The sequence below is a fragment of the Bradyrhizobium sp. WCU1 genome, assembly GCF_053474805.1.
Genome location: NZ_CM130280.1, coordinates 6,670,063 through 6,695,772 on the forward strand (window position 1 = coordinate 6,670,063; position 25,710 = coordinate 6,695,772).

Consider the following 25,710-nt stretch of genomic DNA (forward strand, 5'->3'; position numbering starts at 1 on the left):
GTCTCTGCTGCGGACTGCCGGTCAACACGCCGTCATTCCGCAGGCTGAATCGCGGTTCTCTCATTGCGCGCAGCGCTGCCGGCATGCCCGTACCGTGCATAGAGCGCGGGCAGCACGGCGAGCGTCAGCAGGGTCGCGCTGATCAGGCCGCCGATCACGACGGTGGCGAGCGGCTTCTGCACCTCGGCGCCGGTGCCGGTGGCGAAGGCCATCGGCACGAAACCGAGCGAGGCCACCAGCGCGGTCATCACCACGGGGCGGAAGCGGGTGAGGGCGCCTTGCTCGATCGCCTCCCGCAGCGGCACGCCTTGCTCGCGCAACTGCCTGACGAAGCTCAGCATCACCAGCCCGTTCAGCACCGCAACGCCGGACAGCGCGATGAAGCCGACCGCCGCCGAGATCGAGAACGGCATGCCGCGCAGCCACAGCGCCGCGATGCCGCCGGTCAGCGCCAGCGGCACCGCGCTGAACACCAGCAGCGCATCGCGCGCCGAGCCCATCGCCGCCAGCAGCAGCAGGAAGATCATCGCAAAGCAGGCCGGCACCACGACGGCCAAGCGTTGGCGCGCCGCAGCGAGGTTCTCGGACTGGCCGCCCCAGGTCATCCAGTAACCGGGCGGCAGCTTGACCGATTGCGCGACTCTCGTCTGTGCTTCCTCGACCACCGAGCCGAGATCGCGGCCGCGGACATTGGCCGTCACCACGATGCGGCGCTTGCCGTTCTCGCGGCTGATCTGGTTCGGCCCTTCGGTGAAGGAGAATTGCGCGACGCGGTTGAGCGGCAGGCTCTGTACCGGCGAGCTCGGCGTCGCCTTCGGCAGAGCGACCGGCAGATTGCTCAAGGCTTCGAGATCGGAGCGCACGCTCTCCGGCAATCGCACCACGATATCGAAGCTGCGATCACCCTCGTAGACGACACCGGCATCCTGGCCGCCGACCGCGGCGCCGATCACGTCATGGACCTCGGAGACACTGAGGCCACGCCGGGCGATCGCCGCCTTGTCGACCTTGATCTCGAGCACCGGGAGGCCGCTCGCCTGTTCGACCTTGACGTCGGTCGCGCCACGGACGCCGCGCAGCGCTGCAGCGATCTGGTTGGCGGCCTTCTGCATCGGTTCGAACTCGTCGCCGAACACCTTGACCGCGATGTCGCCGCGAACGCCGGCGAGCAGTTCGTTGAAGCGCATCTGGATCGGCTGGGTGAACTCATAGACGTTGCCGGGCAGCCGGCCGACCGCCTTCGAGATGTCCTCGATCAACTGCTCCTTGGTCAGCGATGGATCCGGCCATTGCTCACGCGGCTTCAGAATGATGAAGGTGTCGGACGCGTTCGGCGGCATCGGGTCGCTCGCCACCTCCGCGGTGCCGGTCTTGGAGAAGACGAACGCCACTTGCGGGAAGCGGCTGACGGCCTTCTCGACCGAGAGCTGCATCGCCTGCGACTGCGACAGCGCCGTGCTCGGAATTCTGAGCGCGTGCATGGCGATGTTCTTCTCGTCGAGCGAGGGGATGAACTCCTGGCCGAGGCGGAAGAACCCGAACAGGGCGGCGGCGAACAGCACGACCGCCGTCGCGATGACCGGCACCGGCGTCGCAACCGCGCGCCGCAGCAGCGGGCTGTACCAGCGCTTCAGGGCGGCCACCAGCCAGTTCTCCTTCTCCTGCACGCGGCCGGTAATGGTGATCGCGATCAACGCCGGCACCAGCGTCAGCGACAGCACGAAGGCCGCGGCGAGCGCGAGGATCACGGTCAGTGCCATCGGCTCGAACATCTTGCCTTCGACGCCGGTGAAGGTGAGGAGCGGCACATAGACCAGCAGGATGATCGCCTGGCCGTAGAGGCTCGGCTGCACCATTTCCACGGCGGAAACCCGCACCGTCGCCAGCCGTTCGTCGCGCGTCAACACGCGCCCGAGCGCATGCTGCCTCTCGGCGAGGTGGCGCAGGCTGTTTTCGGTGATGATGACGGCGCCGTCGACGATCAGGCCGAAATCAAGCGCGCCGAGGCTCATCAGATTGGCGCTGATGCGCCCCTGCCACATGCCGATGGCGGTCATCAGCATGGCAATCGGGATCACCAGCGCGGTGATCAGAGCCGCCCGGAAATTGCCGAGCAGCACGAACAGCACCGCGATCACGAGCAGGGCGCCTTCGCTGAGGTTGCGCGCCACGGTGCCGATGGTCGCATCGACGAGCTGAGTGCGATCCAGCACCGTCTCGACCTTGACGCCGGCCGGCAGGGACGGCGTGATCGCGCGCAGCTTGGCATCGACCGCGGCCGAAACGGTGCGGCTGTTGGCGCCGATCAGCATCAGCGCGGTGCCGACCACGACCTCGCGGCCGTTTTCGCTGGCGCTGCCGGTCCGCGTCTCCCCGCCGATCGAGAGCGTCGCGAGGTCGCGGATCCGGACCGGCACACCGCCACGCGTGGTGACGACGACGGCACCCAACTCCTCGATGTTCTCCAGGCGTCCGCCGGAGCGGACCACGAAGCCTTCGCCGTTGCGCTCGATGTAGCGCGCACCACGGCTGACATTATTGGTTTCGATCGCCTTGGCGACGTCGGCGAAGGTCAGGCCGAGCGCGATCAGCTTCGCCGCATCGGGCTGGACCTGATACTGCTTGAGATAGCCACCGATCGAATCGACGCCGGCGACGCCCGGCACCATCTTGATCTGCGGCTTGATGATCCAGTCCTGCACCGTGCGCAGATAGGCATCCTTCTCGACTTCGGTCTGCAGCACCTGGCCGTCCGCCGTGAGGAAGCGGCCGTCGCTTTGCAGGCCCGGTGCGCCGTCGCTCTGAACCTTCTCGCCGGAGTAATGGACGGTCCACATGTAGATTTCGCCGAGGCCGGTCGAGGTCGGCCCGATCCGCGGCTCGATACCCTGCGGCAGGCGCGCGCGCACTTCGGTCAGGCGCTCGCCGACCTGCTGGCGGGCGAAATAGATGTCGGTGGCTTCGCTGAACACCGCCGTGATCTGCGAGAAGCCGTTGCGGGAGAGCGAGCGCGTGCTCTCCAGCCCCGGTGCGCCCGCCAGTGCAGTTTCGATCGGGAAGGTGATCTGCTTCTCGATTTCCGCCGGCGACAGCGCCGGGGCCACGGTGTTGATCTGCACCTGCTTGTTGGTGATGTCGGGCACCGCGTCGATCGGCAGCCTGGTCAGCGCGAGGCCGCCGAGGAACATCAGGATCGCCGCCAGGGTGACGACGACCCAGCGCCGCTGGATCGCAAGACCGATGATGCGCTCAATCATGGTCGTGCTCCGCCTCGTCCTTCTCGACCTCGGCCTTCAGCGTGAAGGTGTTCTGCACGGCGACGGTCTCGCCGGCAGCGAGGCCTGAGATGATTTCGATATCATCGTCGTCCTCGCGGCCGGTTCGTACTGACCGCGCTTCGAAGCCGTCGGCGTCACGCACGAACACGGTCGGCGTCCCCTTGATGGTTTGAATGGCCTTCTTCGTGACCATCACGGTTGACGGCGCGCCTGACAGCGGCACCTCCGCGGTGACGAAGGTGCCCGGCTTCCAGCGGTGATCCTTGTTGGGCATGGTCGCGATCACGCGGGCGTTGCGGGTCTCTCGATCGAGCAGGGGGCTGACGAAGATCACGCCGGCGTTGGCTTCAGCCTCGTTGCCGATGGCGCGGATCCTCACCGAAACGCCTTCGCGGACGGCACTGATGTCCTCCGGCGACACCGCCAGATCAACCCAGATGTCGTCGAGATTGACGATGACGTAGAGCTCGCTTTCCTGGCCCTCGCGCCCGATCAGTCCACCGACGTCGACGCGGCGTTCGGACACCCGGCCGCTGATCGGCGCGCGCAGGAATTGGGTTCGCAAGCTTTCCGGCGGCTGGTTGGGCAGGTCGGCGATCTCGCTTTCCGACAGGCCCAGCGCAAACAGTTTCTGTCGCGCGCCGTCGAGCTTGATTTGCGCGTCGTTCGCGGTCAGCCGCGTGCGCAGGAATTCGTTTTCCGACACGATGCGGGTCTCGACCAACGTCTTCTGCCGCGCGTAGAGCGTCTGCTGCAGATCGTTGGTGAGCCTCGCTGCAAGATATTCGCTCTTGGCGTCGGCGACCTCGCGGCTTTCGATCGCTGCGACGATCTCCCCTTTCTCGACGACGTCGCCGAGGCGTTTGCGCAGTTCCGTGACCGTTGCGAGCACGCGCACCGAGACGCGGCCGATATGGTCGGCGTCGGGGATCAGCGAGCCCGGTGCGAGGAAATGTCGTTTCAGCATCCCGCCGCCGGCCTGCGCGAGCGTGATGCCGGCCTCGCGAATCTGATCTTCGCTCAGCTCGACACGTCCGGTGGCCTCATGCTTGGCCTCGGCTTTCGATGGAGCTTCGGACGCGGTCTCCTGCGTCGTGACCGGGAACTTGACCGGCCAGCCGGTACCTCCGGCCGCCATCAGGACCAGTGCGATGCCGGCGGCCACGCCGGCGAAAAATAGAACAACCCGTTTCATATGCGCCTCTTCGCAGCGCATGCCGGTGGCCCTGCGCTGTCGCGACATCGATCTGTGCGGAAGCGTGCGCGCGGCCGGATGGCAGCGACGCACGGCCGGTCAAGCCGACCGGATTAGGCGCGGGGTGGTTTGAATGGAGAGAGACGCTCGGCCGACGCTGGCAGCGCAATGCTGGCGTCGCCATAGCTGTGCGGCGCATAGGCGATCGGGAACGCCGTCTCTTGCGGAACGACGGAGACGACGTGCGTCAGGCAATGATCGCCGTGGAGCGAAGCTGGATGCGCGGGAGCCTTGCCGCCGGTGTCGTTGATCGACTGCGCGATCGAGATCGCCGGAGCTGCATCGTCGTCGCCGTCGGAGGTCCAGCCGTGGAAGAACGACAGCACCAGCGCGAGTGAGATCAGACCCGCAAGGAGGCTGCGCCAGCGGCGCGGTCCCGATGCGTGGGTGGACGACTGAATCTTGGTGCGCGAAGCGGCCATGGGCCCTAATTAGCGCCCCGACCGTGCGCATTCAAGTTCAAGTCCGCGACAGATTGGCAGCGGATACTATAACGTTACACGCGGTCCGCGGTTCGGCGCATCAGCCAGCGGCGCGACGCGACGACGGCCCAGATCGCTTCGACCAGGCCGAATGGCCAGGCGCCCTGCAGGAAGCCGTAGGCCGACCCCAGTGCGCACGAGACCGCGAAGGCCAGGATGAACCATGGGCTGCGATCTTCAGCCGCGTAGCAGACCAGCATCATCGTCACGGCGAACAATCCGAACAGCGTCAGCGCATCCATTTCGAGGTACAACTCCTGCCGTCACGATGTTGATATCTGAGCACGCTCGCGATGGAATATCCATCCAGGCGTCGCCGCCCGAAGGGTTTGTCCATCAAGCGCATGGGTGTTCGTTGCAGATCGCAAGTTCGGTGCGATCGCGAACTCCAATGCGAGGGTCGTAGCCCGGACGAAGCGAGGCGAAATCCGGAGAGCGCCAGCCGTTGTGACAGCTCCCCGGATTCTGCTTCGCTTTCGTCGGGCCAGCCACCGCACCGACGCAACCGGCTACCGCTGTAAGCAAAGGCTTAATGCCTGCGACATATTATCCCGCGAAGACTCCCCTCCGTGCTAACAGCCCCTTAACCATGCGGCTTTTGCCAATCAAGGATCCTGAGCGGTCCTGGCGCCAGATCAAGGCACAATGGAAGAAGGACGCTGAAGGCGTCGGAGAGGACTTTGCCACTTTCGGCGGCATCAGCGCCTTTGAAGCGCTGACCGCCAGGGAGGGCGACAGTCAGGGGCTGTATCACCTGACCGACGGAGAACGGGTTCATTCGGTCTGCCAGGTCCGGCGCCTCCTGATGAGCCGATACTCGGCGCCGGCGCTCAGCGCGCGTTACGTCAATGTGTCTCCGATTTACGATCTCGGCCTCACCGATATCAGCAACTATGGGCAGATGCTTGTGACGCTGTTCTCCGGCGTCGTCTGGCTGTCGCGCGACGCGCTGTCGGCCAACCACATCCGGTTTCTCCTGAAGAGTCCGGGCGACTCGCAATTCTTCGCTGCGCTCAAGGCCGTGACGCCGTCCTCACCATTTTCGAAATTCACCGTCGAAGGCGCGTTGATCGAGTGCAGCCTGAAGGAGACGACGGGGTCCTCGCCTGGAGTGGTCGCCTCCTGACGATCTTGGCGCAAATCGCGTTCGCTTCCGCATTCACCTTAACTGTCCGATAACCGATTTTCCTAACGACCCCTTGGGTTGTGTTCCCGTAGAAGGGCACGCGCAGGGGCAGGAAAATGTCGGTTGTCTCAACGAACAGCATGATGCCGGAACACCGGCGGCTGTCGATCAAGGGTGTGCTGCGTGCCGCCAGGATCGGCGCCATTCAGTGGCTCGTCCTGAGTGCCGCGCTGCTGGTGCTTGCGATTACGCTTGGCACCGGCTATCTCGCGCTGCAGTTTCGCGAGCGTGCCCTGGAGATGTCCGAACGCGAGCTCAACAACACCGCGCTGCTGCTGTCGCGGCATTTCGACCAGCAGCTCAGCGATCTCCAGCATATCCACGACGACGTCGTGAACTATCTGCGGTCCGAACAGGTCGAGACCGCCGACCAGTTCGAGAAGAACATGTCGCAGCTCAGTGCGCATGAGATGCTGCGCAGGCGATTGGCGGCGCTGCCGCATGTCGGCGGGCTTAATCTGTTCAATGCCAACGGATGGCTGATCAACTCGTCCGAGATGTGGCCGGTGCCCGACATCAGCATCGCGGACCGGCGTTATTTCCAGGAGTTCACCTCGGGACGGCCGACGTCGCCTGTGATCGTCGAGCCGGCGATGAGCAAGGTGACCGGCAACTGGACCACGATCTTTGCGCGCAAGATTACCGGGCGCAATGGCGAGATCATCGGTTTTGCGAGCCGCGGCGTCGAGCCCAGCCATTTCGAGGATTTCGTGGCCTCGCTGGCGTTGAACGGCGACACGGTCATCTCGATGATCCATCGCGACGGCACGATCATCGCGCGCTATCCGCAGGATGCCGACGTGGTCGGCCGCAACATCACGGACCAGTCGTTGTTCCGCAAGGTCATCGGTCTCGGCGGCAACACGTCGGGGCGGTTCGTCGGCGGCGACGGCGAGGAGAACGTCGGCGCGGTGAGATCGCTGCAGCACTTTCCGATCATGATCCTTGCCACCACCAGAACCTCCAGCGCGCTGGAGGACTGGCGCGCCCAGACCAAGCTGCAGTTCTGCGCCGCGGTGCTCGCGGTGCTGATCGTCGTCATGACGATCTTCCTGATCGTCCGCCAGCTGCAGCGGCAGCACGATGCCGCGCAGCGCCGGCTGTCCGAGAAAAGCCAGCACCTCGACACCGCGATCAACACCATGACACAGGGGCTCCTGCTGTTCGATGCCTCGGCGCGGCTCGTGATCTGCAACCAGCGATACATCGACATGTTCGGCCTGTCCCCCGATATCGTGAGGCCCGGCTGCCATCTGCGCGACCTGATCCTGCATCGCCAGGCGATCGGTTCATTCGTCGGCGATGTCGATGAATACTGCGCCCGCTTCACCAATCCGAGGGGTGACGACATCCGGGACTCCGTGATCATAACCCCAGACGGCCGCAGCATCCGCCTGATCTACAAGCGCGCGCCCGACGGCGGCTGGGCCACCACGCTTGAGGATGTCACCGACGGGCGGCGGGCGCAGGCGCAGATCGAATATCTCGCGCATTACGATGCCCTGACCAATCTGCCGAACCGGACGCTGTTCCAGCGCCATGCCGAGGAATTGTTGCGCAAGGCGACGGTCCGCGAGTTCGCGATCCATTACATCGACATCGACGAATTCAAGCGGATCAACGATACGCTCGGCCATCTGATCGGTGATGAATTCCTGAGGCGCGTCGCCGAGAAGCTGCGTCAATCGGTCGGATTGAACGACTTCATCGCGCGGCTCGGCGGCGACGAGTTTGCGATCGTCCAGCGCGACATCACCTCGGATGACGATGTCAGTGATCTGGTGGCGCGCATCTATCAGTCGCTGCGCACGCCGTTCGACTGCCTCGGTCATTGGCTGTCGAGCGATGCCAGCATCGGGATCGCGATCGCGCCGCGCCACGGTTCCGACCTGTTCGGCCTGCTCAAATGCGCCGACCTTGCCATGTACGCGGCCAAGGCCGCCGGCCGCAGGACCTATCGCTTCTTCGATCCGGCGATGGAGAAGCAGGCCAATCTGCGCCGCGCGCTGGAGGCCGATCTGCGCACCGCGCTGGCCGAGGGCGGCTTCGAATTGCACTACCAGCCGCTGGTCGACCTGCGCAGCGACGAGGTGACCGGCTGCGAGGCGTTGCTGCGCTGGCGCCATCCGGTGCGCGGCATGATCCCGCCGGCGGAGTTCATTCCGGTCGCCGAGGAAACCGGGCTGATCGAGGAGATCGGGCAGTGGGTGTTGCGCACCGCCTGTATCGAGGCGTCGGCCTGGCCGGCGCATGTGCGCCTTGCGGTCAACGTCTCGCCGATTCAGTTCAAGTCGGAAACGCTGGCGCTGAAGGTCGCGAGCGCGCTGGCCGAGAGCGGCCTCGATCCGCGCAGGCTCGAGCTCGAGATCACCGAGGCGGTGCTGATCGCAGATGACGATGCGGCGCTGGTCACGCTCGGCCAGCTCCGTGCGCTCGGCGTCCACATCGCGCTCGACGATTTCGGCACCGGCTACTCGTCGCTGCAATATCTGCAGCGCTTTCCGTTCGACAAGATCAAGATCGACCGCAGCTTCGTCAAGGAAGTCACCCGCAACTCGGGCTCGGCCTCGATCATCCGTGCGGTGGTGTCGATCGCCGCCGACCGCAACATGATCACGACCGCCGAGGGCGTCGAGACCGACCAGCAGCGCGACACCGTGCAGATGCTCGGCTGCACGCAGATGCAGGGCTATCTGTTCAGCCGGCCGGTCCCGGCGCAGGATGTCCGGACCCTGCTCGCGGCCGAAGGGGTCGAGGACGCAGCCTGAGCGCTGCCACCGTCGTTCAGGGCGGGTGGGCAGCTTCCGCAGAAATGGTTCCCAAAAATCGCTCCGCCGGCACGCCGGACGCGGAACCGAAACCGTGGGACCGCGTTCCCCTGCGGGGCTCGACCGGCAGGCGATCAATGAAAACCGCAATAACGTCCGCGGCCATGCTACTGTTTACCTCGTGCATGGCGAACGCAGAGAGTGGCCTTGCGTCCTACTATCATGGCATCGGCAGGAGCGGCGAGATGACCTGCGCGCATCGCAAGCGGCCATTCGGCAGCATGGTCACCGTGTCCTACCGCGGGAAATCGATCCGCTGCCGCGTCAACGACCGCGGCCCGTTCGTTCGCGGACGGATCATCGACGTCTCGACCACGGCGGCCCGTGCGCTCGGCATCCTGCAGCTCGGCGTCGCCCATGTGGTGATCGAATAGCGCGCGGTCGGCTGCGGATCAGGGCTTGGTGGCGATCGCGCGCTGTTCGGCGATCGCCTTGCGGAGCGTGCGCGACAACGCCTCGACCGAATAGGGTTTCTGGATCAGCTCGAAGCCGCTATGCGCGTTTTCGGCGAGCACGTTGCTGTAGCCGCTGGTCAGCACCACCGGCAGGCCGGGAAAGCGATCGCGGATGATGCCGGCCAGTTCGACGCCGTTCATGCCGGGCATGATCACGTCGGAGAACACGAGGTCGGCGGCGAACTCGTTTTCGGACAGGATCGACAGCGCCGTGTTGGCATTCGCCGCGCGCTTGACCGAATAGCCGAGATCCTCGAGTAGCTCGGTAGAGAACTGGCCGACATCGTCGTTGTCCTCCACCACGAGGACACGATAGCCGCGGCCGATCGAGGTCTGCTCGGTGCCGGCGCTGGCTGCGACCTTGACGTCCACCGGGCGCATCGCCTGCGGCAGATAGATCGTGAAGGTCGCGCCCTGGCCGGGCGCAGAGGTGACCTCGATGTCGCCATCGGATTGCTTGACGAAGCCGAACGCCTGGCTCAATCCGAGACCGGTTCCCTTGCCGACCTCCTTGGTCGTGAAGAACGGTTCGAAGATCGCGTCGAGATTTTCCGGAGAGATGCCGGTGCCGGTATCCTGGATCGAGACCGTGACGAAATCGCCGCTGCGCGAGGCCTGCGCGCGCAGGGCAGGGATGTGCTTGACCTTCCTGACGCCGATCGTCAGCTGGCCCTCGCCGTTCATGGCATCGCGGCCGTTGACCGCAAGATTGATCATCGCGGTCTCGAACTGGCCGATATCGGCGATCGCAAAGCAGTCGGGATCCTCGATCCTGACCTCGATGTGGATCCGTGCCCCGACCAGTGGGCGGATCAGCTGCACCACGCTGTCGACCTGGGTGCCGACGTTGAACACTTCGGGGTTGAGCGGTTGCCGGCGCGCAAATGCCAGCAGCTGCGCGGTCAGCTTGGAGGCACGCTCGACGGTCTCGGCGATCGCGTCGATGTAGCGGCGGCGCCGTTCATCGGGCAGCTCGCGGCGGCGCAGGAAATCGGTCGCGGAGCGGATGATGGTGAGTAGATTGTTGAAGTCGTGCGCGACGCCCCCGGTGAGCTGCCCGACCGCTTCCATTTTCTGCGATTGCCGCAGCGCTTCCTCGCCGCGGCGCCGTTCGGTGATGTCGACGGCCTCCGGCACCGCGCCGACGATCGCGCCGTGCTGGTCGCGCAGCGGCCGCATCTCGAAGTCGAAATGGCGGTCGCCGATCGGCAGCCGCAGCGGCAATTCGGACTTGACGTCCTCGCCGCGCATTGCGGTGGCGAACGCATTCTTGATCGTTTCCGGCGCGCCTTCGGTCGAGCTGAACCAGGGCGTTTCCCAGAACAGCCTGCCTACGACATCAGCGGCGTCAGCGCGAATGCCGGCCAGCGCGGTCCGGTTGGCGTAGAGCAACTCGCCGTCCTGATTGAGCAGCCCCTGATGTTGATGGCTGGTTTCCAGGATCGCGCGCATCTGGGCCTCGCTGGACTCGAGCTGCGCGGTCCGTTCGGTGATGCGTCGCTCCAGCGACTCGTTGAGCTTGCGCAGCTCGATCTCGGCCTGCTTGGCGGCGGTGATGTCGTGGGCGACGCCGATGAAGCCGATATGCTTGCCGTTCGGGTCCCAGCGCGGCTGCGACTCCGAGCGCAGCCAGCGCCAGTCGCCCGCAGCGTTTCGATAACGGGCCTCCAGCACGAATGGTTTCAGCGAGAGCTCGCCGGTGATCTGCTCCTGCAGGATCTTCGGTAGATCATCCGGATGCAGCGCCTTGCGCCAGTCGAACACGATCGCTTCCTCGAACGGCAGTCCGAGGAAGTCGAGATAGGCCTGATTGGCGAAGGAGCGGGTGCGGTCGAGCTTGGTCACCCAGATCGGGACCGGCGCGCTGTCGGCGATCAGGCGGAAGCGTTCCTCGCTTTCCCGCAAGGTTTCCTGCGCCAGCATCTGATCGGTGACGTCGAGATCGGCGCCGACCAGCCGCAGCGCGCGGCCGCTGCGATCGCGGTCGATCTTGGCGACGACACGAATCCAGCGGCTCTCGCCGTCGCTCGGGCGGATGATGCGGTACTCGGCGGTGTAATCCTCGCCGCCGGCCTTCAGCACGCCGAACAGGTGCTCGATGGTTCGCTCGCGATCGTCGGGGTGGATGCGCGCGACCCAGTTCTCATAGGTCTCGTTGACTTCCTCAGGGGGTAGTCCATGCACCAGGAGATATTCGGGGGAGCGGCGGTTGCGCACGCCGTCGCGGAAATCGATCTCAAGCCCGCCGACCCGCGCAATGCGCTGGATCCGCGCCAGCTCGGCCTCGCGCTCCTGCAGCTCGCGATGCGCGCGATCGCGTTCGCGCGCGATTTCCTCGAGGTGCTGCCGCAGCCGTTCTGCTGCCGCAGCTTCGGGAAGCACATCAGAGCGATCGGGTGGGGTCATGCGCGCCGGCAACCTCTTGGCGCAGTCTCACACAGGACGAGGCGGCTTTGCCAGCTTGTTTTGTCGCATTCAGTTGCTGGTCACTTGCCCTTGGGCGGACGGCAATTATAGGCCCTGCGGAACCCGGCGGCCTGCGCATCCTCTTCGGAGCAGAACCAGCGATCCGGATTGCTGAGGCCCGGGTAACTGCGGCACGCCTGCAAATGATAGATGCCGACATTGCCGGTGACGCGGGCGCGCACGGCGTACTTGCCCTTGATGTTGCAGCTTGCCGGCATCGGCAGGTCTGCGGGGAAGAGCGCGTCGCGGATCTGTGTGTCGCGGTTGGCCGGACAGGCATTGCCGAGCAGGGCACCGTCCTTCCTGGCGGCACGAAAATCGCGCGGCGCCACGAAGCAGCCCTTCCACAGCCCCGCGCGATTGTCCCTGGCGGTGGCTTCATCCGGCTTGAATCGGCCAGTGGCCGACGTCTCGACGTTGAGGGCGTATCCCTTCTGCACCAGCACCTGGCTGAGGTTGGTCGGGTCGCCCTCGATCTTGCAGACGCCGAGGCGGCGCTTCTTGTAGGTCGGGTCGACGCCGATATCGTCGCAGTGAACAGGCTTGCCGCCGATCAGCTTGGAGAGCTGGTCGCGCGCTTCCATTCCACAGGTCCAGACATCGGCGTGCTCGTCGATACAGAGCTGGTCAACCGCCGGCGCATCGATGCCGTCGAGTCGATAGGTCGTGTTGCCGAGCTGAACGGTGCCGGCGTCCTTGATGATCGCGGTGACCGCGGGGCCAGCGGTCGCCGGCAGGACGGGGCTCGCGAACAGGCATGTCAGGAGAAGTGTCGTGACGACCGGATTTCGAAACCGCATTTTCTCACTTCAGATCTTTGGCGGGCAACCGGACTTCTAGCACAGCCCGGTACGATCCAACCAAGGACTGTTCGCGAACCGGTGCGTGCGCGCAGTCACATCCCGACCGGCGTTCCGCGACGTAGAACGGACGGGCATCGCCGTTGCAGGGATGCAGGCATGGCCGAGTTTCATCATGGAACGTCATTGCCGACATCCCCTGCAATGTCTCGCGTGCTGGCGTGCGCAAAGATCCGATTGACTCGATAAGAACAAAATAGGAACATGATGTGCCACCTGAATCCCGGATACCTCACGATGTCTGCACGGCCCGAATCTGACGACGATGACGGGCTGGAAGCGGCTGTCGATCAGGCCATTTCCGCCTGCGGCGGGAATCTGCGCGCGACCATCCGGGCGCTGATCGTGGCCAATGAGTTTCTGGAAAATGAGGTCAGCGAGCTGATGAAAGCCGTTGCGAAGGCGTATTCCCGCGGCCGCTTCAAGACCTATTCGGGCTGAAGTCCCCCTCAGGCTACCGCAAAAGCCCACCCAAGGCCTGGCCAGGCACCGGGCCGGATTTGCATTAGACCGTTGCCTCCGGGGCAATTTGCTGTACCACGGAGTGGTTACGCCCAATCGCCCGTGCCAGATTGCGCGGGGAGGAATCCTGCCAAGTCCTAAAAAGCCCAAGCAAGAAGAGCATGTTCAAACGAATCCTGATCGCCAACCGCGGCGAGATCGCCTGCCGGGTCATCAAGACTGCGCGCCGTATGGGGATTGAGACGGTCGCCGTCTACTCCGAGGCCGACCGCGACGCGCTGCATGTCGAGATGGCCGATGATGCCGTGCTGATCGGCCCGCCCGCCGCGGCCGAGAGCTATCTATTGATCGACAAGATCGTCGAAGCCTGCCGCAAGACCGGCGCGCAGGCGGTGCATCCCGGCTACGGCTTCCTTTCCGAGCGCGAGGCGTTTCCGCGCGCGCTGGAAGCCGCCGGCGTCGTCTTCATCGGCCCGAACCCCGGCGCGATCGCCGCGATGGGCGACAAGATCGAATCCAAGAAGGCCGCCGCAAAGGCGAAAGTCTCGACCGTGCCGGGTCATCTCGGCGTCATCGAGGACGACAAGCACGCGGTCCAGATCGCCGACGAGATCGGCTATCCCGTAATGATCAAGGCCTCCGCCGGCGGCGGTGGCAAGGGTATGCGCATCGCGCATTCCAAGGCCGAGGTCGCCGAGGGCTTCAACCTCGCCAAGGCCGAGGCGAAGTCGTCGTTCGGCGACGACCGCGTCTTCATCGAGAAGTTCATCGTCGATCCCCGGCACATCGAGATCCAGGTGCTCGGCGACAAGCATGGCAACGTGATTTACCTCGGCGAGCGCGAATGCTCGATCCAGCGCCGTAACCAGAAGGTCATCGAGGAGGCGCCGTCGCCGCTGCTCGACGAGACCACCCGCCGCAAGATGGGCGAGCAGGCGGTCGCTTTGGCCAATGCCGTGAACTACGATTCGGCGGGCACCGTGGAGTTCGTCGCCGGCCAGGACAAGAGCTTCTACTTCCTGGAGATGAACACCCGCCTGCAGGTCGAGCATCCCGTCACCGAACTGATCACCGGCGTCGACCTTGTCGAGCAGATGATCCGCGTCGCGGCCGGCGAGAAGCTCGCGATCGCGCAGAAGGACGTCACGCTGACCGGCTGGGCGGTGGAGTCCCGCGTCTATGCCGAGGATCCGTTCCGCAACTTCCTGCCGTCGATCGGCCGCCTGGTCAAATACCGTCCGCCGGCCGAAGCCAGCCATGACGGCATCACTGTTCGTAACGACACCGGCGTCCAGGAAGGCGGCGAGATCTCGATCTACTACGATCCGATGATCGCCAAGCTCGTCACCCACGCCCCGTCGCGCGCCGCCGCGATCGAGGCGCAGGCGACCGCGCTCGACGCCTTCTATGTCGACGGCATCAGGCACAACATTCCGTTCCTCTCGGCATTGATGAACCATCCGCGCTGGCGCGAGGGCCGGCTCTCGACCGGATTCATCGCCGAGGAATTCCCCAAGGGATTCTCGGCGCGCGCGCCCGAGGGCGAGATCGCGCGGCGGCTCGCAGCAGTGGGTGCCGCGATCGACCATGTGCTGGGCGAACGCAAGCGGCAGATTTCCGGCCAGATGGGCGGCCGCGTCGTGCAGCGCGAGCGCCGCCGCGCGGTGTGGCTCGATCGGGCCGAGATCGCGCTCGACGTCGCGCGCGAGGATGACGCCATCGCGGTGCGCTTCGTCGGCGCCGACGGGCTGCCTGGCAATCCGCACAATCTGGTGTCGAGCTGGGCGCCGGGCGAGCCGGTCTGGCAGGGCACCATCGACGGCAATTTGGTCGCCGTGCAGGTGCGCGCGATCAACAACGGCTTCCGCCTTGCGCATCAGGGTTTTGAAGTGCCGGTCTACGTCTTCACCGAGACCGAGGCGACCTCGGCGCGGCTGATGCCGGTGGTCTCGGCCGCCGACACCGGCAAGAAGCTGCTGTGCCCGATGCCGGGGCTCGTGGTGTCGATCGCGGTGACCGAAGGCCAGGAGGTCAAGGCTGGCGAGACGCTTGCGGTGGTCGAAGCCATGAAGATGCAGAACGTGCTGCGCGCCGAACGCGACGGCACGGTGAAGAAGATCCACGCCGCCGCCGGCGCCACGCTCGCGGTCGATGCGTTGATCCTGGAGTTCGCATAAACTCGTCATTTGCGAGCGCAGCGAAGCAATCCATCCGACCGCGTATGCGTATGATGAGAGATGGATTGCTTCGTCGCTTCGCTTCTCGCAATGACGTGGAGGGAGACACCACCATGGCCTTCCGCAGACGCCGCGAAGCACTGCGATCGATCCTCACCGGATCAGGCTGCATTCGGCCGGGCTCGGTCTATGACGCGACCTCGATCCGGATCGCAGAGGACCTCGGCTTCGAGCTCGGCATGTTCGGCGGCTCGGTGGCCTCGCTCGCCGTGCTCGGCGATCCCGACATCGCGCTGATCACACTGACCGAGTTCGCCGAGCAGATCCGGCGGATGTCGCGCGCATCGACGCTGCCGGTGCTGGTCGATGCCGACCACGGCTACGGCAACGCGCTCAATGTCCGCCGCACGGTCCAGGAGGTGGAAGCCGCCGGTGCCGCCGGCCTCACGATCGAGGACACGCTGCTGCCGCAGCCGTTCGGCGAGACGAAGACGCAACTGATCTCGCGCGAGGAGGGCGTCGGCAAGATGAAAGCCGCGCTCGACGGCCGCAGCGACCCGTCGCTCGTCATCCTCGGCCGGACCGGCGCCGTCTCGATCACCAACCTCGACGACGCGATCGCGCGCGCGAAGGCCTATGAGGCGGTCGGCGTCGATGGCTTGTTCTTCACCGGCATCAAATCGCGCGGTGAGCTGGAGGCACTGTCGGCCGCGACGACGCTGCCGATCGTGCTCGGCGGCGCACCGGAGGAGATGACCGCGCCGGACTATCTGGCAAGCCAGCGCGTCAGGATCGCGTTGCAGGGCCACGCGCCGTTCGCGGCCGCGACCCAGGCCGTCTACGAGACGCTGAAGGCGCTGCGCGAAGGCACCTCGCCAAGGAATCTCAAGGGCATTGCGTCCTCCGAACTGACCAGCCGCGCGATGCGCGAGGCGGAGACCAAGGCGCGCAGCGGCGAATTCCTCGGCCTGAAGAAGTGAGCGATGTGATCCGCCACGTTACGATCACCGGACGCGTGCAGGGCGTCGGCTATCGCGCCTGGGTTCACGAACATGCGAACGCGCGCGGCCTCGAAGGCTGGGTTCGCAACCGCCGCGACGGCAGCGTCGAGGCGATGTTCGTCGGTCCCGAGGGCGTCGTCGCCGACATGATCAAGGCGTGCGGCCGCGGCCCGATCTCGGCGCGCGTCGACCGTGTGCAGGAAGACGTCGGCACGGCCGATCTGCTCAATCTGCGCGGGGCAGGCGAGCGCTTCGCCTTCCTGCCGACGGTCTGACCGTCCGCAAAGTCATCCGTCTCACCATCGACGACGTTCGCGGCCGAACGGTTTCCGGCGGCCCTTGACTTTCGGTCCGAATAATCTGATATTTCTGTTATGACAGAAACAACCGCCAAGAAAAAACTCCCCGCCGTCGTCGAACGCTTCATCCTGCATTGGGGCGACATGGGCGACGAATGGGGTGTCAACCGCTCGGTCAGCCAGATCCACGGGCTGCTCTACCTCGCCGAAGCGCCGATGACGGCTGAGGACATTGCCGACACGCTCGGCATGGCGCGCTCCAACGTCTCCAACTCGATCAAGGAGCTGTTGTCCTGGGGCTTGATCCGGCGGGTGCCGATCCTCGGCGACCGTCGCGACCACTTCGAGGCCGAGACCGACATCTGGGAGGTGGCGGCCAAGATCGCGGCCGGGCGCAAGGAGCGCGAGATCGATCCTGCGCTCGCGGCACTGCGCGCCTGCGTCTCCGACGCGGCCGACGACCCCGCCATCAGCCCGCTCGCCAGCAAGCGGCTGAAGGAGATGCTGACCTTCACCGAGCTGGTCGACCGCTGGTACTCGCAGATGCTGAACGTGCCGCGGCCGCGCCTGGTCGCGCTGATCAAGCTCGGCGAGAAGATTGTGAGTTTCCTGCCGACAGGCAGGGCCAAATAGGGGCCGCGGCGTAACGGGAGTATGCGATGGCGTCAGCAAGGATATCCACCTTAAAGACAGCGCCGGCTTCCGATACCAAACTGCTCGACGACCATCGCTTCCGCGCGTTGCTGTCGGACGAGGATTGGGGCCGCCTGCCGGTCGCGATCTGGCGGCGCTTCTCGAAGCGCTTCGAGGACGGCAACACCGTCGTCTATGTCGGCGAGGTCGAGGAAGCCGCGAGCAGCCGCGCCGGCTGGTGGCTGGCGCAGGCCGCGCGGCTGATCGGCGGGCCGCTTCCGACCGGCAACGAGACCCGGGTGCCGATGATCGTCACGGTCACCGAGGACGCCGCAAGCGGCGGCCAGATCTGGACCCGGATCTGTGCGCGCCGCGACGGCTTCCCGCAGGTGATTCATTCTGCCAAGCGCTTTGCCGGCCCGACCGGGCTCGAGGAATATGTCGGGTTCGGCGTCAGCATGGCGCTCAGGATCGCGGTCGAGCACGAGGCGCTGGTGTTTCACAGCGTCGGCTATTCGTTGCAACTCGGTCCGTTCCGCCTGCCGCTGCCCGACTGGCTCACCCCCGGCGATCTCACCGTGACACATTCCGATCTCGGTTGCGGCGACTTCCGCTTCACGCTGGAGATCATCCACCCGCGTTTCGGCCGGCTGATCCGTCAGTCCGCCGTGTTCAGGGAGGCTTCGTCATGACGCCGCTGCTGTGGACCCTGGTCGCCATCCAGATCGCGATGGGCGCCTTCGACACCTTCTATCACCATGAATTCACCGAGCGGCTCGCCTGGCGTCCATCGCAGCGCCATGAGCTGCAGCTGCACAGCGTCCGCAACATGCTCTATGCGCTGCTGTTCCTCGTGCTCGGCTGGCTCGAGGTGCACGGCATTCTTGCGATTGCCATCCTGGCCGTGCTCGCGGTCGAGGTCGTCATCACGCTGATGGATTTCGTCGAGGAGGATCTGAGCCGCAAGCTGCCGCCGAGCGAGCGGATCAATCACACGCTGCTGGCGATCAACTACGGCGCGATCCTCGTGCTGCTGGTGCCGGTGCTGATCGGCTGGACCACGCAGCCGACCGGGATCGCTCCCGCTTATGCCGGGCTCCTGAGCATTTTTGCGACCACCGCGGCCTTCGGTGCGGCGCTGTTCGGCGCGCGCGACTTTGCCGCGTCCCGACGCCTGGGACGGATGGCAACCGTGCCGGCTGCGACGCTCGTCGAGAAACTGCCGCCCCGTCAGACCGTACTGATCACCGGCGCGACCGGCTTCATCGGCAGCCGCCTGGTCGCAAGCCTCGCCGCATCGGGCCATCAGGTGATCGCGCTGATCCGCAATCCGGCCAAGGCCGAGACGCTGTCGCCGCCGGTGACGCTGATCACCAGCCTCGACCAGTTGCCTGCGTGTTCAGTGATCGACGCCGTCGTCAATCTCGCCGGTGAGCCGATCGGCAACGGCCTGTGGACCGAGGCCAAGCGCCGCAGGATCATAGCCTCGCGCGTCGATATGACCGCTGATGTCGTCAAGCTGATCGCGCGCCTCGAGCGCAAGCCGCAGGTCTTGGTGAGTGGATCGGCGATCGGCTGGTACGGGCTCTGGCAGGACCAGGTGCTCACCGAGTCGGCGAAGTCCCATGCCTGCTTCAGTCACGAACTGTGCGAGGCCTGGGAGAACGCGGCCAGACCCGCCGCCGACCACGGCGTGCGCGTGGCGTATTTGCGGATCGGACTCGTGGTAGGCACCGACGGCGGCTTCATCACGCGGATGCTGACGCCGTTCGAGTTCGGTCTCGGCGGGCCGCTCGGCTCCGGCAGGCAGTGGATGTCGTGGATCGAGCGCGACGACCTCGTGCGGCTGATCGCGCATGTGATCGCGAAGCCCGAGCTCTCAGGGCCGATCAACGCGACCGCCCCGATCCCGGTCACCAACACGAAATTCACCGAAGAGCTCGGACGTCGCCTGCACCGGCCCACGATCTTCCGCGTGCCGGCCGCGCTGCTGCGTGCCGTCGGCGGCGACTTCGCCGACGAGTTGCTGCTCGGCGGTCAGCGCGTGCTGCCGAACAAGGCGCTGAGCAACGGCTTTGTGTTCCGGCACGAAACGTTGCGCAGCGCGTTCGAGGCGATCTTGTAGGGGAGGGCAGAGTGACATCTGGTACGTGTTCTCGCGCGCTGACGGGATGGCTGGCCGGATGCGCCGCCGCAACGGCGGTTATGTGTGGCTTAGGGCTGGTGGTCCTGGCGATCGCGTCCGGTCGCGATCTGGTGAGATTTCTCGAGGGCGGTCTTGCACTTCTTGTCTTCGCGCTGATCGACTTCGTCGTCATAGGCGCGTTGACGGCCATTCCGTCCGTTTTGGTTATCTGGCTTAGTGAGCGGCTTGCGATCCGCTCGGTCCTGTTCTTCGGCTTCGTTGGCGCTGGCATCGGCGTAATCAGCGTCAGCCTTCTCGTGGGCGCCAGCGGCTCGTGGAATCCGGTGATCGGCTTGCTGTTTGGCGTTGCTGGATTTGCTGCAGGGGTGGCCTATTGGCGCATTGCCGGCCGTCACGCGGGCAGCGGCGAGCCGGCAAGACCCGTTGCTGATCACGCCGTCGCGACGCGCAGGAAGCCCGGTTAGATCGCGGTTTCCCGCAGCCGCGCCGCGGTGTCGCCGAACACTTCGGAAAAGGCCTGCCGGAGCGCGATGTCGACGTCGGCCATCGTGACCGGCAGCCCGAGATCGACCAGCGAGGTCACGCCGTAGCGCGGATCGACCACGCCGCAGGGCACGATCGCCTGGAAGTGCGAAAGGTCGGGCTCGACATTGATCGCGATGCCGTGGAACGAGACCCAGCGGCGCAGCCGCACGCCGATCGCGGCGATCTTGTCCTCATGGCCAGGCCCCTTGTCCGGGCGTTTCACCCAGACCCCGACGCGGTCCTCGCGGCGCTCGCCGCGGACGTTGAAGGCCGCAAGCGTCCGGATAATCCATTCTTCCAGCGAAGCGACATAGGCGCGCACGTCCGGCCGGCGCCCCTTGAGGTCGAGCATCACATAGGCCACGCGCTGGCCCGGGCCGTGATAGGTGACCTGGCCTCCGCGGCCGCTCTGGAAGGTCGGAAAGCGCGCGTCGAGCAGGTCGTCGGCCTTGCCGCTGGTGCCGGAGGTATAGAGCGGCGGATGCTCCAGCAGCCACACCAGTTCTGGCGCCTCGCCCGTGGCGATCGCTGCGACCCGTGCATCCATCGCGGCGAGAGAATCGGGGTAGGGGACCGGACTATTTGAGATCCGCCATTCGACCGCGTCGCCGCCCGAGGGGCGTGCAAACGTCGTCAGATCGAGGCTTTGGCGGTCGTTAACCATTAGCTAACCCTAACATGGTCAGGTGAACCCACAATCTAGTTCCCGTTCGGCGGTTCAGAAGTGCCCACCCTCGATAAAGTCAGCGTCGATCTCATGGTGGTCCTCGGTACCACCACTATGCCGATTCACCAGGTCATGCGGCTCTCCCGCGGTGCCATCATCGAACTGGATGCCACCGAGGCCGACGAGGTCAAGATCCTCGCCAACAACCTGCCGGTGGCCAGCGGCGTGGTTCTGGTCGACCGCAACCGGATTGCGGTCGAGGTCAAGCAAATGCTGCCGAAATCTCCCGGGGTTCGCAGTTAATTCAAGCATCAAGCCGCTTGTCCCTGCATCCGTGATTTGTTACATGGCCCCCTCGATGCGGCGGCGCCTTAGGGTTCCATCCGACATCCTTAGCGCTCGTGGCGGAATTGGTAGACGCGCTGCCTTGAGGTGGCAGTGGGTAACACCGTGGGGGTTCGAGTCCCTCCGAGCGCACCACCCCTAGAATTGCGATTGAAATCGTTGCTGTTTTAGCTGCCATGCGCTTTGCATGGGGCGCGGTGGCGCTATCGAATGTTGCGATTTTGCTCCGCTCCCAGCTCGCACGGCAGCCTGCCATCCCGACGCCGCCTGCGTTGAATTGCCCGCAGCGATTCTCCCGATCGAGCCTGACCGGGCCGGGCGTTGGCTCAGCGCCTCCACCATCGGCTGAAGTACAGAAACAGCATCGCGCCGGCGATCGCGGGGCCGCCGGGGAGCGGTAGGAATGCGAGAGCCACCAGGATCACCAATGCGGTGACGAACCACGGCTGCCTTTTCTTGCTTGGTGCCGTCGCCGGTCCAGTTGCAGGAGCCGCCTGCGGACCGGCCGCACGCGTCGCATCCGCTGGCGGTGACGGGACATTGGGCACGCGCGACGGGATGGGCGCTGTGACGCGCGCATGCGCAGCCCGCTTCTTTTCGTCCTGCCGCGCCAGCGCGACCAGCAGGTCACGCGGCACGGCCACCGCCTCGTTGACGGTGAGGCCGGTGACCTCCTGGCGCGACGAGCGGCGCATCACGCGGGTCTTGTCCGGATGGACATTGAACCCTTCGGCCGCGACGATGCCGTGCACGGCCTTGATCAGGGTGCCGATCTTCTTCACCGCTTCGCCCGAGCCGGAGAAGGTCAGATCGTCGGCGCAGCGGCTGTAGACGAAGCCGAGGACGCGTGAGAGCCTGACAAGGCGTTTGTCGAGCTTGCGGCAGATCAGGTTGGTGATCGCCGGGCTGGTCGGCGCGCCCTGCGGCAGCAGCCGCGGACCGTCCGCGATGAAATGTCGCTCGCCGTCGAGCGCGACTTGGTCGACCATCGGCTCGGTGCACAGCAGCGCAAGCGGGATCGCGACTGCCTCCGCGTAGCCCAGCGCCTCGAACAGGCCCTTGACGCGGGCGTAAGTCAGGGTCGGGAAGAAATCCTTGAGATCGAGATTGATCACCACGTCACGGCCGACATGGTTGCGCGCATTGGTCAGGATCGAGCGCTGCGGCGCAAATCCATGCGCGGCATCATGCAGCGGCACCCGCGCGAGAATGTTCTCGAGCACCCAATACTGCGCGCGCTTGAGGCGCGGCATCGGTGCCGAGATCAACCGCTCGCCGCCGCTCTTCTTCGGGATCGTGAAGCGCTGATAGTGGTTGACCGACGCCACCTTCCTGTTGAAAGCGAGGAAGCGCAACTCGCCAAGTGGCACGCCCATCGCATCAGCCAGCGCCTTGGCATCGGCGAGCGGGGGCAGGCCGTCGCGCAGGAGCGTCGCCGTGGTGCGGGCATGAAGGCCGCGCGAGACGTCCTCGCCGAGATAGAGCACGTCGCGCTTGCGCCGATCGTACCAGGCAAAGGCCCGGCTTTGTCGCGCCTCGGCGTTGCGACGCTTTGTCTCCTGCCGCCGCGCCATCGCCTCGGCCTTGCGGCGCTTGTGCATCTCCTTCAGCGCGCGCTGGGGATCGCCGAGCATGGCGTTCTGGCGCTGCAACTCGGTGAGCTCGCGCATCGCATCGGCACGGGCGCGGATGACGTCCGCGGCGGGCGCCGGCGCGTCTTCGCCGTCGGGCCAGAAGCCGAGCCGGATCATCTCCTCGAGGATGACCTCGTCCTTCGACGACTGGCGGACGTCAATGGGCTCCTGGTGCAGGCAGACTTCGCGCGTGTGACGTCGAGGTGTCGATCGATGCGGTTCTGTAACACCAGCAGGGTAGAGTAACTGTTGCACGGCCTTGCTGGTATGTCGCTGCCGACCGGAGGCCGTCGCGTCTCCCGATCGCGCCGCCGCGAGCCTGCCCCACCCGGAGTTCCCGATGATCTTTGCCAGCTACGTCTACCGTGCCGTCTCCAACTTCGTGTTCCTGGGGCTGGTCTATTTCACGCTGAACCTGCTGGAGAAATACGAGCAGCGCGCGACCGTCGCGATCCTGGTTCTGGTCTATGCGGTGATGCATGCCCTTTCCGGCCTGCGCTCATTCTATTTCTTCCAGCGCATCGAGCGCCTCGAAGGCGAGACGCGGCGGCTCGCGGCTGCGGCCGGCGAGGGACCGAATGCTGCGGCCTCGCGCAAGCAGATCGTCGCCGATGTCACCGAGCTCAGGCACGCCGGCGAGATCAAATCCTATATCGACATCTTCTTCCTGGCGCTGGTGATCCTGCTCTGCGTCGCCAAGATCGTGGCCAGCTAGGCCGCTTCAATCAGGCACGCGCTTGCTGGCTGCCGAGGCTTCGGCGCGCGGGACACGCTTGGCGACGTGGACTGACGCATTGCTCGCCGTCGGCGGCGCGACCTGCAGCGGCGCACCACGGCCTCTGCCATCGGCCGCCGCGGGGACCTGATGCGCTGCCTGCTTCGGATGCTTGACCTGGCGTGCGGAGATTGCCTGCGCGCGCGGTGCGCCAGCGGCTGGAGCAGCGAGGCGGCGACTGGCCGTCGAGCGGGTCGCAAGCAGGGTCAGGTCCAGCGCCTCGGGAACGCGAAACACGCCGGCCGCTGGGACGGGCAATGTCGAGGCCGCCGCGAGTTGCGCGAGCTGCGGCTGCGGCCACAGGGTGCGGACCGCCACGCCGATGCGGGCGCGCTGCGCATGGTCGAGGATGTCGGCGTCGCGCCAGTCCAGATCGGCAAACACCGGTGCCGGCAGCGTCCGCGTCGCGGTGAAGACGAAGTTCGGAATTCTCGGCCAGCGCGTCGTCGCCACCGTCTCGGTCGGCGGGTGCATGAACCATTGCTGCGGCTCGGTCGGTGTCGCCGGACGGTCGGCCGTCGCGGGGACGACGTGAACGATGCGGTAGCCGCGTTCCTTCAGAGTGGCGAGGATGCGCGGCAGCGCCGCGACGGTGCGCGGCTGGATGTCGTGCAGCAGCAGGATGCCCTTGCGCTTGGCCTCGATGCGCTGGATCGCGAGGTCGTAGACCCGCTGCGGCGAGACGTGGCGCCAGTCGTCGGCCGGGAAGTCGGCGCTCCAGACCTGGATGCCCTGCGACGCCAGATAGGCTTCCGGAACCTCGGCGCGCATCAGGCCGGGAATCCGGAAGAACGGCGCGAGCTTGCTCTTGTCGCCGTTGAGCGCGGCGAGCGTCGAGGCGATGCCGTCGTCGACTTCCTGCCGCACCTTCTCGAGCGGCATCTTGTTCATCGTCAACGGATGGTTCTGGCTGTGCGTGCCGACGGTATGCCCGGCCGCGATCAGCTTGCGCACGCCGTCCGGATTGAACCGGGCCTGGGAGCCGATGGTGAAGAAGGTCGCCTTGACGCACTGGCTGGCGAGGATGGCCAGCACCTGGTTGCTGTATTTCGGCAGCGGCCCATCGTCAAAGGTCAGCACCACCTCGTGGTCGGCGAGCGGCAGCGTCTCCGGATATTGCATGGTGCCGATCCGCGGATGCTCCATGGGATCGACGACGAGAGTCCGCGAGGTGCCGAGTGCGTTGGGATTACCCGCGCAGTCCGCGGCAAGGGCGGGCTGCGGCGTCATGAAGCAGCAGCCCAGCAGTGCCGCGCCGATCACGGTCCGCGACCGCTTCCGGATCATCACCAGGACGTTTGCAATCATCGAATCTCGGCCGCATTCCAAACGCACTGACGAATCCTTAAGGGCGGCCCCATGAATGCGGCCTTAACGGTCTGTAATCCAGCTTGGGTGCCGGGTTCAATGTGTCCGGTCAGACACGGTCTTCATCGCTGCCGGCACGATGTGGACGATGTGATAATTATGCTCCTGCAGGTACCTTAGAAAGGCCGGCAGCATCACGGCCGTCCGCATTTGCGGGTCATGCAGCAGGATAATTCCCTTGCGATGGCCTTCGAGCCGCCCGGTGAGCAGCTTGAGTTCCTCCTCGGGCGTCATCTTGTTCCAATCGCTGGCCCAGAAATCGGCGCCGAACACCGCGATACCGCGCTTTTCCATCTGGGACAGCAGGTCCGGTGTCGATTCGAAATACGGGAACCGGAAGAACGGGGTGCTCGGGATCGTGCTCGAGGTCCCGTGCAGGGCCTTTCCGACCGCTTCGATCCCTCGGTTGATGTTCGCCTCGGCCTGATCCAGCGGAATCTTGTTGAGATGCGGATGGTCCCAGGTGTGGTAGCCGATGGTGTGGCCGAGGCGGGCGATCTTGCGCACCATGTCGGGGTGATCGGCCGCGTTGCGGCCGACCATGAAGAAGGTGGCCTGCACGCATTCGGCGGCCAGTGCCGTCAGCACCTTGTCTGTGACTCCCGGCGTCGGTCCGTCGTCGAAGGTCAGCACGACCTCGCCATCCCTGAGCGGCAGGGTCTGCGGAAAGCTTTTCAGCCCCACGCGCGGATAGGTCGCAGGATCGACCTCGAGCACACGCGAGGTGCCGAGCGCATCCTTGCGCAGGCATTCGGCGGCGTGCGCCGGGCCGAACAGCGCACAAGGCGCGAGTGCGACCAATGTCGCGACAACGTTCAGGAGCGGTCGTGGTGCGCTCGACATATTTCTCATTGCACTGGCCCCCGCC

Annotated in this window: 23 protein-coding genes and 1 tRNA gene; 14 read left to right on the forward strand and 10 right to left on the reverse strand. The window is 65.5% G+C overall.

Translation table 11 applies throughout. The features are described from left to right. Positions 1 to 32: 32 nt before the first annotated feature. The 4 genes from ACTUWL_RS31215 to ACTUWL_RS31230 form a co-directional block, all read right to left on the reverse strand. The gene (locus ACTUWL_RS31215) at positions 33 to 3,257 is read right to left on the reverse strand and encodes an efflux RND transporter permease subunit (RefSeq protein ID WP_021080592.1); all 3,225 of its coding nucleotides are present in this window, start codon (positions 3,255 to 3,257) and stop codon (positions 33 to 35) included. Beyond that, positions 3,250 to 4,473: an efflux RND transporter periplasmic adaptor subunit gene (locus tag ACTUWL_RS31220; protein ID WP_035652424.1), complete on the reverse strand. Its 1,224-nt coding sequence runs from the start codon at positions 4,471 to 4,473 to the stop codon at positions 3,250 to 3,252. The genes ACTUWL_RS31215 and ACTUWL_RS31220 overlap by 8 nt, the downstream gene beginning before the upstream one ends. A 113-nt stretch (positions 4,474 to 4,586) precedes the next feature. Beyond that, positions 4,587 to 4,955 (reverse strand): hypothetical protein, encoded by a 369-nt coding sequence (locus ACTUWL_RS31225; protein ID WP_021080590.1) that lies wholly within the window; start codon positions 4,953 to 4,955, stop codon positions 4,587 to 4,589. Between the two features lie 74 nt (positions 4,956 to 5,029). After that, a complete protein-coding gene (locus ACTUWL_RS31230; RefSeq protein WP_021080589.1) occupies positions 5,030 to 5,257 on the reverse strand; it encodes a hypothetical protein in 228 nt (75 codons plus the stop codon). A gap of 347 nt (positions 5,258 to 5,604) precedes the next feature. Between ACTUWL_RS31230 and ACTUWL_RS31235 the strand changes: the two genes are divergently transcribed. From ACTUWL_RS31235 to ACTUWL_RS31245, 3 genes are all read left to right on the forward strand, one after another. Further along, positions 5,605 to 6,141, forward strand: coding sequence for a hypothetical protein (locus ACTUWL_RS31235; RefSeq protein WP_021080588.1), 537 nt, complete (start codon positions 5,605 to 5,607; stop codon positions 6,139 to 6,141). Between the two features lie 116 nt (positions 6,142 to 6,257). After that, positions 6,258 to 8,969 (forward strand): bifunctional diguanylate cyclase/phosphodiesterase, encoded by a 2,712-nt coding sequence (locus ACTUWL_RS31240; RefSeq protein WP_021080587.1) that lies wholly within the window; start codon positions 6,258 to 6,260, stop codon positions 8,967 to 8,969. Positions 8,970 to 9,154: 185 nt separating this feature from the next. Next, a complete protein-coding gene (locus ACTUWL_RS31245; protein ID WP_307756341.1) occupies positions 9,155 to 9,403 on the forward strand; it encodes a septal ring lytic transglycosylase RlpA family protein in 249 nt (82 codons plus the stop codon). 18 nt (positions 9,404 to 9,421) lie between these two features. Here the strand turns inward: ACTUWL_RS31245 and ACTUWL_RS31250 are convergent, their stop codons facing one another. After that, the gene (locus tag ACTUWL_RS31250; RefSeq protein WP_021080585.1) at positions 9,422 to 11,890 is read right to left on the reverse strand and encodes a PAS domain-containing hybrid sensor histidine kinase/response regulator; all 2,469 of its coding nucleotides are present in this window, start codon (positions 11,888 to 11,890) and stop codon (positions 9,422 to 9,424) included. 80 nt (positions 11,891 to 11,970) lie between these two features. Continuing rightward, positions 11,971 to 12,750 (reverse strand): thermonuclease family protein, encoded by a 780-nt coding sequence (locus ACTUWL_RS31255; RefSeq protein ID WP_021080584.1) that lies wholly within the window; start codon positions 12,748 to 12,750, stop codon positions 11,971 to 11,973. Positions 12,751 to 13,047: 297 nt separating this feature from the next. Between ACTUWL_RS31255 and ACTUWL_RS31260 the strand changes: the two genes are divergently transcribed. The 8 genes from ACTUWL_RS31260 (at position 13,048) to ACTUWL_RS31295 (ending at position 19,992) form a co-directional block, all read left to right on the forward strand. After that, complete coding sequence (locus ACTUWL_RS31260; RefSeq protein ID WP_035652419.1) at positions 13,048 to 13,251, forward strand: hypothetical protein; 204 nt, start codon at positions 13,048 to 13,050, stop codon at positions 13,249 to 13,251. A 182-nt stretch (positions 13,252 to 13,433) separates the two neighbouring features. Continuing rightward, on the forward strand, positions 13,434 to 15,449 hold the full coding sequence (locus tag ACTUWL_RS31265) for an acetyl-CoA carboxylase biotin carboxylase subunit (RefSeq protein WP_021080582.1): 2,016 nt from the start codon (positions 13,434 to 13,436) through the stop codon (positions 15,447 to 15,449). A gap of 113 nt (positions 15,450 to 15,562) precedes the next feature. Next, positions 15,563 to 16,429 carry an isocitrate lyase/PEP mutase family protein gene (locus ACTUWL_RS31270; protein WP_021080581.1) on the forward strand — a complete coding sequence of 289 codons (867 nt, stop codon included), beginning with the start codon at positions 15,563 to 15,565 and terminating at the stop codon, positions 16,427 to 16,429. Continuing rightward, the gene (locus ACTUWL_RS31275) at positions 16,426 to 16,725 is read left to right on the forward strand and encodes an acylphosphatase (RefSeq protein WP_021080580.1); all 300 of its coding nucleotides are present in this window, start codon (positions 16,426 to 16,428) and stop codon (positions 16,723 to 16,725) included. Before ACTUWL_RS31270 ends, ACTUWL_RS31275 begins: the two co-directional genes overlap by 4 nt. 99 nt (positions 16,726 to 16,824) lie before the next feature. Beyond that, positions 16,825 to 17,382: a GbsR/MarR family transcriptional regulator gene (locus ACTUWL_RS31280; RefSeq protein WP_021080579.1), complete on the forward strand. Its 558-nt coding sequence runs from the start codon at positions 16,825 to 16,827 to the stop codon at positions 17,380 to 17,382. A 26-nt stretch (positions 17,383 to 17,408) separates the two neighbouring features. Next, positions 17,409 to 18,074, forward strand: coding sequence for a DUF4166 domain-containing protein (locus ACTUWL_RS31285; RefSeq protein WP_021080578.1), 666 nt, complete (start codon positions 17,409 to 17,411; stop codon positions 18,072 to 18,074). Beyond that, the gene (locus ACTUWL_RS31290; RefSeq protein ID WP_021080577.1) at positions 18,071 to 19,507 is read left to right on the forward strand and encodes a TIGR01777 family oxidoreductase; all 1,437 of its coding nucleotides are present in this window, start codon (positions 18,071 to 18,073) and stop codon (positions 19,505 to 19,507) included. Before ACTUWL_RS31285 ends, ACTUWL_RS31290 begins: the two co-directional genes overlap by 4 nt. An 11-nt stretch (positions 19,508 to 19,518) precedes the next feature. Next, the gene (locus tag ACTUWL_RS31295) at positions 19,519 to 19,992 is read left to right on the forward strand and encodes a hypothetical protein (RefSeq protein ID WP_021080576.1); all 474 of its coding nucleotides are present in this window, start codon (positions 19,519 to 19,521) and stop codon (positions 19,990 to 19,992) included. On the opposite strand, the gene lipB is transcribed toward ACTUWL_RS31295, so the two are convergent. Continuing rightward, positions 19,989 to 20,717: a lipoyl(octanoyl) transferase LipB gene (gene lipB / locus ACTUWL_RS31300; RefSeq protein ID WP_021080575.1), complete on the reverse strand. Its 729-nt coding sequence runs from the start codon at positions 20,715 to 20,717 to the stop codon at positions 19,989 to 19,991. The genes ACTUWL_RS31295 and lipB overlap by 4 nt on opposite strands. A 60-nt stretch (positions 20,718 to 20,777) precedes the next feature. Here lipB and ACTUWL_RS31305 point away from each other — a divergent pair, with 60 nt between their 5' ends. Together ACTUWL_RS31305 and ACTUWL_RS31310 are read left to right on the forward strand one after the other, a co-directional pair. Further along, positions 20,778 to 21,023 (forward strand): FliM/FliN family flagellar motor switch protein, encoded by a 246-nt coding sequence (locus ACTUWL_RS31305; RefSeq protein WP_021080574.1) that lies wholly within the window; start codon positions 20,778 to 20,780, stop codon positions 21,021 to 21,023. Between the two features lie 92 nt (positions 21,024 to 21,115). Beyond that, positions 21,116 to 21,200: transfer RNA gene (locus ACTUWL_RS31310), tRNA-Leu, on the forward strand. Between the two features lie 191 nt (positions 21,201 to 21,391). On the opposite strand, the gene ACTUWL_RS31315 is transcribed toward ACTUWL_RS31310, so the two are convergent. Further along, on the reverse strand, positions 21,392 to 22,954 hold the full coding sequence (locus tag ACTUWL_RS31315) for a reverse transcriptase family protein (protein ID WP_291735913.1): 1,563 nt from the start codon (positions 22,952 to 22,954) through the stop codon (positions 21,392 to 21,394). Positions 22,955 to 23,039: 85 nt separating this feature from the next. Between ACTUWL_RS31315 and ACTUWL_RS31320 the strand changes: the two genes are divergently transcribed. Further along, the gene (locus ACTUWL_RS31320; protein WP_021080572.1) at positions 23,040 to 23,414 is read left to right on the forward strand and encodes a hypothetical protein; all 375 of its coding nucleotides are present in this window, start codon (positions 23,040 to 23,042) and stop codon (positions 23,412 to 23,414) included. A gap of 6 nt (positions 23,415 to 23,420) precedes the next feature. Here ACTUWL_RS31320 and ACTUWL_RS31325 read toward each other — a convergent pair whose 3' ends face one another. Both ACTUWL_RS31325 and ACTUWL_RS31330 read right to left on the reverse strand, forming a co-directional pair. Beyond that, positions 23,421 to 24,782: a polysaccharide deacetylase family protein gene (locus ACTUWL_RS31325; protein WP_021080571.1), complete on the reverse strand. Its 1,362-nt coding sequence runs from the start codon at positions 24,780 to 24,782 to the stop codon at positions 23,421 to 23,423. Between the two features lie 96 nt (positions 24,783 to 24,878). Next, positions 24,879 to 25,694 carry a polysaccharide deacetylase family protein gene (locus tag ACTUWL_RS31330; RefSeq protein WP_021080570.1) on the reverse strand — a complete coding sequence of 272 codons (816 nt, stop codon included), beginning with the start codon at positions 25,692 to 25,694 and terminating at the stop codon, positions 24,879 to 24,881. Between the last annotated feature and the right edge of the window lie 16 nt (positions 25,695 to 25,710).